The organism is Pelotomaculum sp. PtaB.Bin117 (genome assembly GCF_002067195.1).
GTDB classification, from domain to species: domain Bacteria; phylum Bacillota; class Desulfotomaculia; order Desulfotomaculales; family Pelotomaculaceae; genus Pelotomaculum_D; species Pelotomaculum_D terephthalicicum.
On record NZ_MVQM01000169.1, the window covers coordinates 1 to 14310 of the forward strand.

Genomic DNA, 14310 nt, shown 5'->3' on the forward strand with positions numbered 1-14310 from the left:
AAGTAGGAGGAATTCAATAACGATGGTTCAAGCAAAGCCTTGTGCCATCTGCCTCGGCGAATGCCGAGAGGCTATCTAATTTATCAGTAGGTTATTTTAGAATCGGATACTGGGATGAATCAAAGAACAGTTGGATTGAGCTGCCCTCTCAGATATTCTGGAACGGCAGTGATGGAGTGGTTGAAGCTGAAACCAACAGGGGAGCGGGAAGATACGCGTTGCTATGGTCATATAAAGGAGACACGCAGTTAAGCTCATTAAAAGGCGAAGAAATTCGTATCATGATTGACTTTACAACTATCCAGCCCGAAGTTCCTCCATTCACCAAAAATGACCGAACCATGGTGCCGTTACGAGTTATCGCGGAAAGCATGGGTGCCCATGTAAATTGGAGTTCCTCTGAAAATCGTATCGACATAGTAAGTCACGAAACAGTCTCATTATGGATAGGCAAAACTGAAGCGACAAAGGATAAACAACCGCTATTCATTGATGTGGCGCCAGAAATTGTAGACGGAAGAACTTTTGTACCCCTGCGATTTGTGGCAGAAGCGCTTGGTGCCAAGGTAACCTGGGATGAACGAACAAAAACAGTGAGCATACTTAGCTAATTAACAAATTATAAAAAGCAGCATATAAAATTGCTGAACAACGTCTAAGCGTCCTCAAAGATGGATGCGTAGGCGCTTTTTTTATAAAAATTGGTCTGCTCGGCAATGTTCTTAATAACTAGTTATGCTGCTGAACAACAAAAAAAAACGAGCTGTGAATAAGCTCGCGAAATGCTATTTATATTATCTTCAGGTTAATCTTTAGGCGGTCTTCTTCCCCGCAAAGTACAACCCGATCCCCCTGACAATCGCTTCAGCCGCTTTGCTGCGGAAACTATCGGTAAGCATCAATTTTTCTTCAGCCGGATTGGAGATAAAAGCTACTTCCGCCAGAATGGCCGGCATGTAAGAGGTACGCAAAACCGCAAAATTGGCGCTTCTGATGCCAACATCCCGCAGGCCCAGGGCTTTGACCAGTTCAGCCTGGACGCAGCGCGCCAGCCTGTTGCTCTCCTGAATCCTGGCGGCATCCTCGGAATTGCCGGAGCCGCTGTAAATATAGGTGGTGGTACCGCCAATTGACCTGTTTTCGTTGGCGTTCATATGAATGCTGACAAAAACGTCAGATTTGGCGTAGTTTGCCTTGTCTGTGCGCTCATAAAGGCCGACATCGGTGTCTCCTGACCTCGCCATGACAACCTTGGCTCCCTGCGCCTTCAGGATCCTGGCAACCCGGTTGGCAATATCCAGGTTTACTTCCTTCTCCTTGGTTCCGCCCGCGCCAATGGCGCCAGGGTCGCTTCCCCCGTGGCCGGGGTCAATGGTTATGATTTTGCCCCGGTAAGACCCGCTCACGTCGGGAATGTACGTTTCAACCGTCAAAGTTTTCTGATCGGCGGACAGTGTAGTCAGGTACTGGGCGCCACCCTTCAATTCAATAACCAGCCTGGTAATATCCGGGTTCTTTTGAAAATATCCCACCCGCACCTGGCTAACGGATTTAGTGTCGACTTTTGTGCTTGGCGGCAGGTTGCCGGGTGCAACCCCTTGCAAATCCACAACCAGCCTGTCCGGGTTATTCAAAGTAAGGGAAGAGTAAGTAAACGGCGCGCCGGCTTTCAAAGCAACCCTCGTTTTGCCGCCGGTATTAGTGACATTTAGAGAAAGCGCCTTGTTGCCGGACTGGTTGTCCACTTTCCCGCTGTTGTCTTCCGGCGTTTTACCGCCCGTATCCTGCTCCACCGGAGACGGCGCCTGTTCAGCCGGCGCGGCAAGAAGACTGATCAGCCAGCCGGCCACCCAGCCAGTTGAGCCGTCTGCCAGCTTGACATGGTACCAGTCACTCGACTGTCCCAGGACTGAAAGGGTATTCCCCTGGTTAACCTGTGCGATAACCCCGTTGCCGGTACCCGGACCGCTGCGGATGTTCACCGCATTGCCGTTTACCACGGCGGTTTTCCCCCCGGAAGTCTCCCCGGAACGGGAAGGCTCGGGCGTTGTTCCGGCCGCTTCCAGGGCGACCAGCCAGCCGGCCACCCAGCCGGTTAAGCCGTTACCGATTTTTACTTGGTACCAGTCACCGGACTTTCCCAACACTGTCAGGCGGTCAGCCAATCCCACCTGCGCAGACACATTATTGTCCGTCCCCGGACCGGTGCGAATATTGGCGACATCTACCTGCACAACGGCAATTTCCCCGGCAGCCGCGGAAATATGTGGAAATGACAGAAAGATGCCCAGGAACAGTGTCAGGACTAGTGGAACAAAAAAGATTAGTGATAACCGGTTCTTTTGATGCATTATCGACCCCCCCACGCCAACCGGCGTTAATAGTTAATCAACTGAAATAAAATTTTACATAAATATCCATAATTTCTTTTTAAATTTCCAAAGTAATTATGGACTGCTGCAATAAAAAACCACATAATGTTGAAGTTTGGATCTTTATGTAACTTCAACTCTCATGTGGTTAGACTGGCTATAGCTTCAAATTGTTCCCTGGACAAAGCAGATTATAATGTCATTTTGGAAGAGTTCTTAGTTCTCTTCCATGCCGCCCTCCCCGGTTGTCCGGGACGGACGGCGTCTCCCCGCCGGTTTGCGCGCTTCATATTTCTTTTTTAAATATGGCACGGCAGTGTTTACATAAATCAGGCAGACCAGAAAAGCCGCGGCTAAATCTATCAGCGCCCACAAGTCGGTATACAAAACGGCCAACGCCAGCGGCGCGAAGACCACAACAGTCAAAACCGGGATGACCAATCCGCCCTTGATCTTATAGGGGCGCGGGCTGTCCGGCATTCTGCGGCGCAGGTTGATTACCGCAAGGCCCGCCAGGACATATACGATGGACTCCATGGCGGCGGCCAGCTTCAGCAAGACCAGATAACGATGAGTCAGAAGGATTACCCCGGCCACGGTCAAGGATACGAAAAAGAGAGCGACAATGGACACCCAGGGGGTGAAAAAGCGCATGCTCACCCGGCTGAATACCGCGGGCAGCACGTGCTCCCGCGCGGAAGCGTACATGAAACGGGACACGCTGAGCATACCAGCGTTAAAGGTGGTCACGGAGGCCGCCAGGCTGATTGCCACCATCCACGCCGCGCCGGGGCCACCCAGGAGCGTACGGGCAAACACCATGTGGGGTGCCGCTGAAGCCACCAGTACATCTTTCGGCACGGCAACGGTCATGGCCACGGTGAAAACAGCGTAGGTCACACTCAGGAGACCCAGCGCGATCATCATGCCCTTGGAAATTTGCTTAACTTTAGTTACTTCTTCGGCCAGGGGAGTGACCCATTCAAAGCCCACAAACAGGAACACCCCCAGCGCCACCGCGTTAATCAGGCCGGAAGCCCCGCCCGGCGCGAAAGGCGCGTTAAGTTGAAAGTTGCCCTTGTGCAGGGCGAGCAAGCTAATTACCATCAATGAAGCCAGCAGCCCGTATGTAATCACATCCTGGAATACACCAGCTATTTTCAGACCTCTGATATTCATCAAGGTGACCAGGAGGAGCAGCAACACAACCCACATATAGGGCGGCACCGCGGGAAAAACCTCCCCCAACACCCTGGAAAGAACATAGCTTTCCGCTCCGACCACGCCGACAATCACAATAGTCATGTACAATATGGAAACCGTCAACGACACCTGGTCGTTAAAAGCACGGCTGAAATAGAGACGGATGCCGTTGGCCGTAGGCAAAAGGCCGTTCAGCTCGGAAAAACAGGCAGCGGCCAAAAAACAAAGAATCCCGCCGGTCAGGATGGCGATCCAGGCGGTATCTCCCAGTACATAACCAGCCACCTGCACGGCGGCGACAAAAGTCGAGGTGGCCAGGGTCAGGCCGGCGCTGGTGGCAACCACTGTGCGCAGGGTGAGCACCTTTTTCAGCTGCAAGCTATTCACCCCAGATCATCAGGGAAATGAAGTCAAGCCGGATGATGTCGTCTTCCTGGCCGATGATCCGCAAAGTGCCGTTGTTGTAAGGCTCAGTGGGTGTGATGTCGCCGTAAAACATATCGGCCAGGGTTTCACTGTCGGAAATCACCGTCAGGTCGGGATTCTCCAAAGCGCCTTCTTTTATTGAAACCAAGCCGTCTTGCACAATAAATGTGTTCAAGGATTCAATATCGGTTGCTTTGATCACCACCACGCGGTTCCAGTCCCTGTTCATAATTTTTAAGCGTTGGTTGCTGTTGTAATTGTCTTGAAATACTTTAAGACTTTCCGTTATTTCCAAATGCGTCGCCAAAACTATCTTAAACCTCCCCGGCGGCTGCTAAAAGCTAAAGAACCGTCCGTAATGTGCCAGGTTCAGTTCGTTACGTCAAGCGCAGGATGCGCGGCTGAAAGTTCAAATTGCGCAATAGTTCCAGGTAATCTTCCGCGTCGATTCGCTCCAGCGTTTTACCAAGAATAGCCACCATGGCGGCCTCAATAACGTTCGTGCCGAACGAACGACCTTCAAATTCGGGAGTTGTGGTAACCAGGGTGCCTGCTCCTTTCTCGCGCAGGAACTCAATATCGTCGCGGGTGGTAGTGTTAGTCAAGATGGTCTGCCCGCTCATGCCCGCCGGCATAAACCGCCTGATCAGGTGAAAATCCCCGGCGATCACCTCAGCCTCATAATAATAGCCGGCGAATTTTTGTACTTTCGCCTCGTCCTGGCTCTCCTGTTTTTTACCGGTGGGATAAAGCATCTGGAAAGGCATCTTCACCAACTCAGGCAAGGTGCGGTTGGCGATATCCTCAAGCTCCGCCACCGTTTTGACCGGGTAGGGCATACCCATGGTAAAGATCAGGTCGCCGTAAGTCATATCACAGCCCATGTCATAAAGGGCCTCCGCCATGCCGAACCGGTCCAGCGAACTGACCATCAGGACCTTCATGCCTTTTTTGAGCAGGCCGGTATTTTCAGCCAGGATGCGTACCACTTCCCGCTCCAGGGTGTTTTTTAAACCGCTTCCGTCCACCACCGGCGTCACCTTGACCGCTTCCATCAATTTTAGCCCGTCGTGGATGGCGTAGCGCTTTTGCCGGACAAACAGGTAAACGTCAATACCGCCCAAGCCGATGGCGTCCACCTTTCCGTCCAGTTCCCGCAACACTTCCAAAGCCCGGTTAAAGTCGCCGTCCGTGCCCACCCGTGATATTTCAAACCGCTCCCCCAGAAGCTCCACCTGGACCTTGTGGTCACGCTTGGAAGAACCGAGACTGACACTGACCACTTTCTTCAATATTTGCTGCCTCCCATCAAACACCCCTGCAGTACAGATTTCTACACTTTCACTCTTACCATTGTATCCAAAAAAAACTAAAAAAACAAGCGCCGGACCTTATGCCTTGATACCTTGCACTGCCGGGTTAGCAAGAACTCCCCGCCCGCCTGCCCGCCTCCAGCAGCAGCCATGCTCCAGTCACAACAGGCAGGCAAACTATTTCACAAAGCGCAGCAACCCGATCACAAAAGCCAAGAGAGCGGCGATAAACCAAAAAGCATCCGCACGCAGGTTGGCCAGGCCGAAAAACACCCCCATCACCGCGCCGATCACGGCCCCGTAAATCTCAATTTTCTGCAGGCTGTTCATTGTCACCCGCTGGAACATGTCCACCAGTTCATGGGTGGAATAGCTTTCAATTCTTGCCCTGACTATGGTTTTCAAATCCAATTCCTCTAGAAAAGATGGAATTTTATTCTTCATGTAAGTGGTGATCATTCCCGCCGACATCACTTCGACTTTTTCCAGCGTTTCCGGAGAAAAACGATCCCGCAGGCGGCCTACCGGGTAATTCGCGACCTCATCCACCAGCGAGCGGGCCGCCAAGCGCAAGAAGCGCACCGTCACATGCTGGCGGAGCAGGTCAAGGCCATAACGCGCCAGTGACGTTTCCACTTTTCCCGGAGCAGTGCCGCCGTAGCGCCCGCATAATTCTGCCACCGTATACCCGGCCATGGCGCGATAACGGCCGAGAAGAAACTCACCCAGCCAAGCCTGCGCGCCCGCCCCGGCCAGCCACCCGCTCAAACGCCCGGCCAGCCAGTCGCTTGCCTGCGCCAGCTGCTCCGCATCAAGTCCACTGGCCAGTTCACCAACCGGCCGGTCCCAAATAGCGTCCGCCTGTTCCCGGATATACTGCTCCAGCCACTTTCTCATTTCCGGTGAGGATAAGAACTCGCCCAGGCGGGGAAACATATCATTGCGCACAAAGTCCTTCACTTCCGTCTGGTATTCGCTGAAAAACTGGAACAAGCCAATACTGAGACGCGCCATCGGGTCTTTTCTTTTGAGCTGCTCCATGATGTCCAGGATTACCGCGGTCAAACGCTCCAGCACTTCTTCGCTATTCTGCAGGCGCATGATCAATTCCGGGAGCACCTGCGCCAGCCGGGCCGGCCATTCGGCTACTTCATCCCGCAACGGCTGCGGCAGCACATCCCGCAGGGGCACAGCCTGCCCGCAAAGCGCGCCGTGCGCCTGTCCGATCAGGCGCAAAGCCGCGCCCCTAAAATCCGGTCCGGACACGTATACCGCCACATCCTCCAGAAAGCGCCGCAAAGCAGCCTCGGCCCGCTCTTCCGGCCATAGTTCGCCCATTTTCTTTTGCCACAAGCGCTTCAACTGGCGGTGCAAAAAGTCCCTGAGCCAATCTTCAACGCCAGGGTCGGTCAGGTATTTCACCGTCCACCGGACCAACGCCTCTTTCGCCCGCGTTTTCAATTCCTCTTTCAAGCCGGCGGCCGACGGAGGAAACATTGATTCGACTGAAGGATATTCATTGCCGGCCACCGACGCCATCAGATCATGCATGGTGGACTGCACCCGGCGCTCCAGCGCCTGCTCCCGCACCAGATAGTCGAATAAAGCCTGCGGGGTGAGCAGTTCACTAGACACTACGCCGCTGACCGCCTCGGCAATGCGCGCCTGCTGGGCCGGGATAACCCCTTGCCAAATCCTGACACGCCCGATCCGCCAGGGCTTGAGCGGCCGGAAAAACATAAAGACAGCCAGCGAAGCGCCCACCCAGCCGTGCAGGGTGGACAAAATGATATTTTTCAGAAGCACCAGCAGCATGTCCACGATAACGTTACCGCCTGATTGTCGTCAGTTTCAATTTTTTTGATTGTAACATTTTATTACAAATATGTGAAGGAACATTGTGCTATACTTATTATTCTATCTTATTATTCTATCTTAAAGATAAGAATCAACCTGGCTCTCAATAATAGACAATTCCTGTTCATTAAGTTCACGCCCGAGCAGGGCTCTTAACGCCTTAATGGACGCGCCGATGGCTATTCGCCGAACGTCTCTGTCCTCCTGCTTTAGTGGAGGCTTGACGCCTGCCGCGAACCTCGCGGACGGAAGTCCGGGGCTCATCCTGCCCGCCATCTCGTCCAGCAACGCTTCGTTTTCCTTGACCCGCTCATCGTATCCGAACTGAAGATTATTCGTTTCATCTGATTGCGGCATGCTTTTGATGATTTTCTCCTTATCCTGCCTTTTCTTTTTTAATTCTTCTTTTTTAGCGCAATGCTTAGCATACTCCTTCGCTATCGTTTCTTCAACTTCAATCAGCTCAGCCAGATGAGCTTCCAGAAAAATTGATTTCTCCGGCGCGTGAATTTTAGAAATCTCAATTAAGTCATGCTGGTTTGCGATTAGAGCCTGAAGCGCCGGGAAAACTTTTACCGGCAGTTTTGCCAGATCCCTGTCATACTCGTAGCCGGAAGCTGTTAAGGTGAATTCTTTCTTACCCTGTTTCGCCATAATTAACACATCCCTTGATAAATTAAAAAGTCGATAAATGTCATTAATATTTTATTACAATTAATTGGCAAAATAAAGCTCGGTAATAGCCCAAGAATTTATTAACCCTTCTGAAACGTAAAAATCAATGCTTTCAGAAGGGTTGATATAATTACAAGAGCCGCCATGATTATCTTTGCCGGGGGCCATTATTATCAGGTTTTTTCCCCATGTTCTGCAGCATGTTGTCAGCTTGTTCCTGGGTCATCTTGCCGTCTGCCACCGCCTGAGCTATCTCGGCTTTCCTTTTCTCAAGCATCTTTTCATTAAATTGTTCCATTGTCATACCATGTTCAGTAACAATTTGCTCCATTGTTTTACCTGACTGCATCTCCGCATCAAGTTTGTCGGCCGTCATGTCCAACAGGCTTGCCGCGTCGTTGAGGTTAAAACCCGTCCTTTCAGGTCTTTCCCCGTTAAAGTAACCATTTATCGGACTATCTGGCGGACCATCCGGGGGATCATACCCGCCGCCGGCTTCTCCGTCCGCCGGGGAGGGGAGTATGTCAGCCTGCTTTTGGCCGGCGCAACCTGCCGCAACCCCGGCAAGAATAATCATGACTAGAACGACAACACCAAGACGCGATTTGATTAGCTTCATGAAAGCCACCCTCCTTCAAAATTTAATAAACATAATACGCCATTAGTTTATGTTACTATCATAATGTTACCGTTTTATGTCATCTTCTTATTTTTTTTATTCATCCTGTGGGAATTCATCATAAAACGTCAAGTACTAAGGCGTTCGTAAACTTAAAAATCCAGGCTATCCGGGCCTGGATTTTTATCTCCGCATGCTTCCGTTTTATTCCTCATTAAACGGCCTTTAATCACTAAATCAGATCATCATCATCCACGTCATATTCAAAATTGTCAAGCGAATATGAGTCTTCATCATAGAAGTAAATAGTAACAGTATCAAGGCTGATATCCGCGTCTTCATCAAATGTTTCGGCAATGTCCTTACAAATATCCTTCACTTTACTGTTAATAGTACTGCTGGTTAAGTCTTCCCACTCCGTGGCAGCATCGTCATCGACCGCCTCGAGTTTTACGGTAACATTGTCGTCATCCTCATCATAATTAACACTAGTTACGGTAAATTCTATGCTGCTCACATAATAGCTGTCGCCTTTCAAGTCATCTTCCACATCCTCCGCGTCGGTGTCAGAGCGATAGTCTTCATCCCCAAAATCCACTTCGAGACTGTCGTCCCCGTCTTTATAAAATTCCACTAACACATCATCACTGTCGATATCTATAATTTCTCCGTCAACCACTGTATAATCAGATAATCCATCCTGTATGCTCCCCACCAGGTCTTCAATCCAGTCCTCAATATCACTGTCGTCCAAGTATTCCCACTCGTCCGCATAGTCATTAAGGTCAACCTCAATATTCACGTCAACATCGTCTTCATCGCCGTCAAGGCTGATGTCCTCAATTTTCACATCTTCCAAATAATCATAATCAGAAATCAATTCATCTTCCAGGCTGCCGATGTCATCATTTGATTCAAGAGAGGCTATCTTATCATTTAAACTCTGAATTTCACTATCCTTTTGCGATATTTGAAGTTTTAGATTTTGAATTTCCAAGTCCTTTTCAGCCAATGAATTTATATCAGTTGTTGTGTTACCAGATATTTTAACAGCTTTAGCTTCACCGATCCACTCGACATTCAGGTTTAAAGCTTCCGCCAGCGCTCTGACAGGAAGGAATGTCCTGCTGTCGTAGATAAAAGGCTCCTCGTTCGCCTGCACACTGACAGCATTGCCGTTAACATAAATCACGATATCCTGATAATCAACATTGATTGGCGCCTTGGCAACGGTAGCTTCCGCAGTCATGGCCGTCATCATCATTATAGCCAGCGACAGCAACACGGTTATAATTCTTTTCTTCATAATCACAACTCCCCCATAGCTTTGATAAATCGCTCAATTATGCAAAGTTATTCAAAAATCAAGATATTACTTGATTACTTATCGCGTGTAACCACCACCCAACATTCAGCCTATTAAACACGGGAACCATTTTTTTTGCGCTCCCTCCTTTGAAACCCAATTTGGGGAATTTCAGGCGTTATATTAATTCTATATTAATAAAGACAAATATCTTCTGAAAAATAGCTGAAATTTTGCTGAAAACAGCTGCCGCCCAAACATATTGATGCAACTGGATTCAGGTTTATTTCCGTTGCCCAGGGCATGTCCCGGCAAAGTTCCTTTAAGCATAATATTGTGGATTTCTACATCTTATTCCATTTATCCTGCCACCGGCAGACATTAAGACAAGCTCCCGGCAAAATCCACTTGAATTACATTCACTTATACTTTCGTTATACCTAAGCAAACGATTTCCTCACCCTCAATTTTTTTGCAACTCCTGCTACCGCATATAATCCATTGTATCACCATCAATTTTATGTTTATTATAAATATAAAACCCCGGTAAACCCGGAAGCCTAAGAAGTTTTTAGATTGGTAGAAATGTTCGCTAATTCATCGTATATGTTTTCTCTGGTTCCCATTAGGGCAATAATTATTAATCTACCTTCTTCGTCTATATAATAAATAACCCTATATTCTACACCCCTAAATTTATTATGTTGAGAGCGGAGTTCCTTAAAGAGGCCAAATAGCTCCTTATTTTTGTACGGGTCCTCCGCAATTTCAGAGATTCTATTATACATAAAATCCCTTAAAGCAGGTTCCATCTTTTTCAAGTCCCTGACTGCACCTTTGGATAGCCGGATTTCATAATTTTTCTTCATTTTCTATACTCCTTATGGCATCCTCCAAAGAAACAGTTTCCTCTTGAAGCCGTTCCTCTATAAACTTGTCAAAAGCTTTATTTAAAACATCCTTTCGTTCAAGAAGTTTGGCTTTAAGTTCTTTTCCTTTATAACCCAAATCCATTAAATCTTTTAAAAGCAAATCTTCCATTTCGTCAGCAATAGTAACTTCCTTAACCTTCAAATCCTCGCCGTCCAGGTAAAATTTAAGTTTCGTACCTTCTTTCCAATTGAACTTGTCCCTAATTTCTTTCGGAACTGTTACCTGCCCTTTTGATGTTAAAGTTGTATACATTAAGATAACCTCCTACGGTAATACGGTAATACCTTAAGTGTATCCTACCATAAAAAATTCAATGTGAAAATACCTTTATAGATGAGTTATGATGAACTGCCCGAGACGGTACTAGATAAATGCGCGAGGCGGTTGCAAAGTGAAGTAGAAACAGAGGACGAGAGGGCGATCTTGTATATAGCACTTGCGGCTTTATCTTCATTGAGGTTCCCAAAGGATTTAATTTTAAAAGTGCTGGAGGTGAGTAGATTGGAAAATCTGCCTCTATTCGATGGCATTCGTGAAGAGTGGAAAGCCCAGAGGTCGTGATGAAGGGATAATAGAGGCCATCATCGAAGCCCTTGAAGAGAAAACCGAGCAGCATCCTATTGGACTAAAATAAAGGCTATCTGTAGTCAAAGACGGAGGTCTACTGAGAAAAATTCTGCGTCAGGCGGTTAAGGCTAAAACTATCAAAGAATTTGAACTTGCTTTCGAAGAACTAATAACAAATAAAATTAATAACTCAACTTTCGCTGGTGAATAACTGACCTAAAGTCTTGTTATTTCTGGCTTTTCCGAAGAAAACAAACAAAAACACCCCTAACTTTTGGTAAAATAGAATTGACCAAAAACCACTCCACCAAAAGGAAAGGGATGTTTTATGCAATCTATTTTACCAGAACAATATGAAGTTGAAAAACAGTTTAACTCCCGGGTGAATAATTTTTTATCGAAGTACAAAATTGGGAAAATATTGAAAAACTCAAACTTCTGTAAACAAAAGGGGATTAGCTGCTTTATCATCTTCAAGTTCATTTTTCTGCTTGTCTTTACCGGAAAGAATCTTTACCGGACTTTACAATCCGGGGTTGATCGTGGAAAGCCGGAAAAGGACGCTGTTTACCGGTTTTTGAATTCGTTCCGGTATAATTGGCGAAAATTTTTACTCATTCTCTGTTCAACTATCATTAAGGAAACCATTGGTCCGCTGACCTCCAACAGCAGGAAGAATGTCCTTATTCTCGATGACTCTCTGTACAGCCGAAACAGAAGCAAGGCTGTCGAATTGCTGGCCAGGGTAAAGGATCATGTTGAAAACAGATATGTCCGTGGATTTCGGATGCTCACCCTGGGTTGGTCAGACGGTAATACTTTTCTGCCGGTTGCTTTTTCACTGCTCAGTTCCAAAGAGGAACGCAACCGGCTCTGTGGGATTGACCCACGGATTGATAAGCGTACTACCGGCTATAAAAGAAGGATGGAAAGCATTAAAAAATCTACCGAGGTAATGTTTGACCTCTTACGCCAGGCCCAAGAACATGGTGTCCAAGCAAGATACCTTCTTTTCGATAGCTGGTTTGCCTTTCCATCCATCATCTGTAAGGTTCGTGAATATCGCCTTCATGTAATATGCATGCTTAAATCAATGAAAAAGGTTCATTACATCTACAAAGGGGAAAAGCTTACCCTTGACGCCATCTACAGGGAACTTCTTAAAAAGCCTGGTAAAGCTAAGGTTTTAGCGAATGCCATCGTTCAAATCGGCAAGGACTCAGAGGGTAACCCTGTGCCGGCACGGATTTTATTCGTCCGGGACAGGAATCGGTCGAAAAAATGGTTGGCCTTGCTTACAACTGATTTAGAGTTGACCGATGAAGAGATTATCCGGACTTATGGAAAACGCTGGGACATTGAGGTGTTTTTCAAAACCACCAAATCCTTTTTGAACCTTGCCAAGGAGTTCCAGGGAAGATCTTATGACTCAATGGTTGCCCATACCACGATAGTTTTCTGTCGTTATATCATGTTGGCCCTGGAAAGCCGGGAAGGTAAAGATCCAAGAACCCTTGGCCGTTTATTTTATTTATGCTGTGACGAGCTTCAGGATATAAGCTTCTACGAAGCATTTCAACTGATATTAACGATGCTTAAAAATACCTTGCGGAAGTACCTTGCAATAACGGATTCTGCTTTACAGGAGCTTATCAACAATTTTATTTCCTGTCTACCCGCATTTTTAAAGGGACGGCTTCAACTTTCGTCCTGAGAAAGTTGAGTTAATCAACTAGAAAACTAAAGACTTCTTAGGCCTCCGGGTTTACCGGGGGATTTTATTTTATAATCAACATAAAAATTGATGGTGATACAATGGATTATATATTTGATTGCTGATAACTAACTGGATTTTTTTCGTGCAAGTCGCTCATCTTCCTTTTTTCGGCTAGCCCTAAAGAAATACCTAAATTCAGACGGTGTGTGCCCCTGTTAATCAGCGTGGCGGTTGACTAAAGCGACCACGCCGTTCCATTTGCTCTTTTTACTTTCTTTTATATTGAATAAATTCCAAGAAATTAATGTAAACAAGTTAATTTATAGATTGTTTCATCCGATATTAATAAAAGATACAATTATATGATTAGGTGAGAAAAATATTTAATGAAAACAAACAAAAAGAACAATATGTTCTATTAATTGGTGCTATAACTATCTGGTTTGCTTTGAGGTTCGTTGACTTTTACAACAAAACAAATCCTGAGAGCAGTGTAATATTTATAGCTCTAATAGTATTAGGTTTAGTAGTTTGTTGTTTAATTTTTCTATTAATAACTGCGTATATATTTATGACCGGTTTAACATTATATGAAAACCATAATAACAGTTTAATATACAATATAACATTGCGACGCAATAAGATTTTTAAAGGGATAGTTATTACTTTTATTGTTTGTTCATATACTATTGTTATTTTGTTTGGAAATGAATTATTAAGTATTATTGACAATAAAACATTATTTTGTTTTCTTGAAGTCATATTCATCTTACTAATATTATGCTCTTTACTTTATATTTCAGGAGACAATATAAAAGGAGCCATAAAACGGTTAGCAATCAAAGATTTACGAAATTTATTTAAAATATATACTATAAGTACTGCAATTTCATTGATAGTCGTAACAATTACAACAATAATTACTATTCTATATTTCTTTTTAGGCAATTATAGTAACACAAAATATCTTATAGATGTAAATGATAATTATATTAATATTACTGAAGAAAATAGATCATTTTCTACTTTTGATTCAATAGTGATTACTACAAGTCCTGAGGATGAAAAAATAATTAGCAAAAATCTATTTAAAGTAATTCAATCAAAAGCTGAAATAGTACCATTACCTCCAAATAAAAACAATAAATTTGAATATAGAATTGAAAAAAATGACTCTATACCTCGTGGAAAATTATGTATAATATATAAGGTTCCTTCTTTTAAAGGGCCTCCACGTCTTATTCGCATTGATACCGGAATAGATATTAAGTAATAAGAGTAAGCTTTCTCGGGTCTAGCGGCCTGTCTGAATATCAACCTGA

13 protein-coding genes are annotated in these 14310 nt (G+C 45.9%); 3 read left to right on the plus strand and 10 right to left on the minus strand.

Features of this window, described 5'->3' with window-relative positions:
- Nucleotides 1-176: 176 nt before the first annotated feature.
- Nucleotides 177-611, plus strand: coding sequence for a copper amine oxidase N-terminal domain-containing protein (locus A4E54_RS13735; protein WP_353681841.1), 435 nt, complete (start codon nt 177-179; stop codon nt 609-611).
- Between the two features lie 201 nt (nt 612-812).
- Here A4E54_RS13735 and A4E54_RS13740 read toward each other — a convergent pair whose 3' ends face one another.
- From A4E54_RS13740 to A4E54_RS13785, 10 genes are all read right to left on the minus strand, one after another.
- Complete coding sequence (locus tag A4E54_RS13740; protein WP_240084947.1) at nt 813-2351, minus strand: N-acetylmuramoyl-L-alanine amidase; 1539 nt, start codon at nt 2349-2351, stop codon at nt 813-815.
- A gap of 237 nt (nt 2352-2588) precedes the next feature.
- A complete protein-coding gene (locus A4E54_RS13745) occupies nt 2589-3953 on the minus strand; it encodes an APC family permease (RefSeq protein WP_248286102.1) in 1365 nt (454 codons plus the stop codon).
- A gap of 1 nt (nt 3954) precedes the next feature.
- Nucleotides 3955-4308, minus strand: a complete 354-nt coding sequence (locus tag A4E54_RS13750; protein WP_240084945.1) for an SCP2 sterol-binding domain-containing protein — start codon at nt 4306-4308, stop codon at nt 3955-3957.
- A 70-nt stretch (nt 4309-4378) separates the two neighbouring features.
- A complete protein-coding gene (locus A4E54_RS13755) occupies nt 4379-5293 on the minus strand; it encodes a DUF8754 domain-containing protein (protein ID WP_240084944.1) in 915 nt (304 codons plus the stop codon).
- Between the two features lie 198 nt (nt 5294-5491).
- Nucleotides 5492-7129: a DUF445 family protein gene (locus A4E54_RS13760; RefSeq protein ID WP_240084949.1), complete on the minus strand. Its 1638-nt coding sequence runs from the start codon at nt 7127-7129 to the stop codon at nt 5492-5494.
- Between the two features lie 120 nt (nt 7130-7249).
- Complete coding sequence (locus tag A4E54_RS13765) at nt 7250-7825, minus strand: hypothetical protein (protein WP_240084943.1); 576 nt, start codon at nt 7823-7825, stop codon at nt 7250-7252.
- A 169-nt stretch (nt 7826-7994) separates the two neighbouring features.
- The gene (locus tag A4E54_RS13770; protein WP_240084942.1) at nt 7995-8465 is read right to left on the minus strand and encodes a DUF2680 domain-containing protein; all 471 of its coding nucleotides are present in this window, start codon (nt 8463-8465) and stop codon (nt 7995-7997) included.
- A 232-nt stretch (nt 8466-8697) separates the two neighbouring features.
- Nucleotides 8698-9771 carry a stalk domain-containing protein gene (locus A4E54_RS13775; protein WP_240084941.1) on the minus strand — a complete coding sequence of 358 codons (1074 nt, stop codon included), beginning with the start codon at nt 9769-9771 and terminating at the stop codon, nt 8698-8700.
- Nucleotides 9772-10331: 560 nt separating this feature from the next.
- Nucleotides 10332-10640, minus strand: coding sequence for a type II toxin-antitoxin system RelE family toxin (locus tag A4E54_RS13780; protein WP_286726440.1), 309 nt, complete (start codon nt 10638-10640; stop codon nt 10332-10334).
- On the minus strand, nt 10624-10956 hold the full coding sequence (locus tag A4E54_RS13785; protein ID WP_240084939.1) for an AbrB/MazE/SpoVT family DNA-binding domain-containing protein: 333 nt from the start codon (nt 10954-10956) through the stop codon (nt 10624-10626). The genes A4E54_RS13780 and A4E54_RS13785 overlap by 17 nt, the downstream gene beginning before the upstream one ends.
- Nucleotides 10957-11599: 643 nt before the next feature.
- On the opposite strand from A4E54_RS13785, the gene A4E54_RS13790 reads away from it, so the two are divergent.
- Together A4E54_RS13790 and A4E54_RS13795 are read left to right on the plus strand one after the other, a co-directional pair.
- Nucleotides 11600-12985: an IS4 family transposase gene (locus A4E54_RS13790; RefSeq protein ID WP_286726442.1), complete on the plus strand. Its 1386-nt coding sequence runs from the start codon at nt 11600-11602 to the stop codon at nt 12983-12985.
- A gap of 373 nt (nt 12986-13358) precedes the next feature.
- A complete protein-coding gene (locus A4E54_RS13795; protein WP_240084938.1) occupies nt 13359-14261 on the plus strand; it encodes a hypothetical protein in 903 nt (300 codons plus the stop codon).
- The last annotated feature ends 49 nt before the right edge of the window (nt 14262-14310 follow it).

What these genes read in the sequence shown, in the direction of transcription:
- A4E54_RS13740 (WP_240084947.1), bottom strand. Translation starts at nt 2,351, where the DNA reads ATGCATCAAAAGAACCGGTTATCACTAATCTTTTTTGTTCCACTAGTC.
- A4E54_RS13760 (WP_240084949.1), bottom strand. Translation starts at nt 7,129, where the DNA reads ATGCTGCTGGTGCTTCTGAAAAATATCATTTTGTCCACCCTGCACGGC.
- A4E54_RS13765 (WP_240084943.1), bottom strand. Translation starts at nt 7,825, where the DNA reads ATGGCGAAACAGGGTAAGAAAGAATTCACCTTAACAGCTTCCGGCTAC.
- A4E54_RS13770 (WP_240084942.1), bottom strand. Translation starts at nt 8,465, where the DNA reads ATGAAGCTAATCAAATCGCGTCTTGGTGTTGTCGTTCTAGTCATGATT.
- A4E54_RS13775 (WP_240084941.1), bottom strand. Translation starts at nt 9,771, where the DNA reads ATGAAGAAAAGAATTATAACCGTGTTGCTGTCGCTGGCTATAATGATG.
- A4E54_RS13780 (WP_286726440.1), bottom strand. Translation starts at nt 10,640, where the DNA reads ATGAAGAAAAATTATGAAATCCGGCTATCCAAAGGTGCAGTCAGGGAC.
- A4E54_RS13785 (WP_240084939.1), bottom strand. Translation starts at nt 10,956, where the DNA reads ATGTATACAACTTTAACATCAAAAGGGCAGGTAACAGTTCCGAAAGAA.
- A4E54_RS13790 (WP_286726442.1), top strand. Translation starts at nt 11,600, where the DNA reads ATGCAATCTATTTTACCAGAACAATATGAAGTTGAAAAACAGTTTAAC.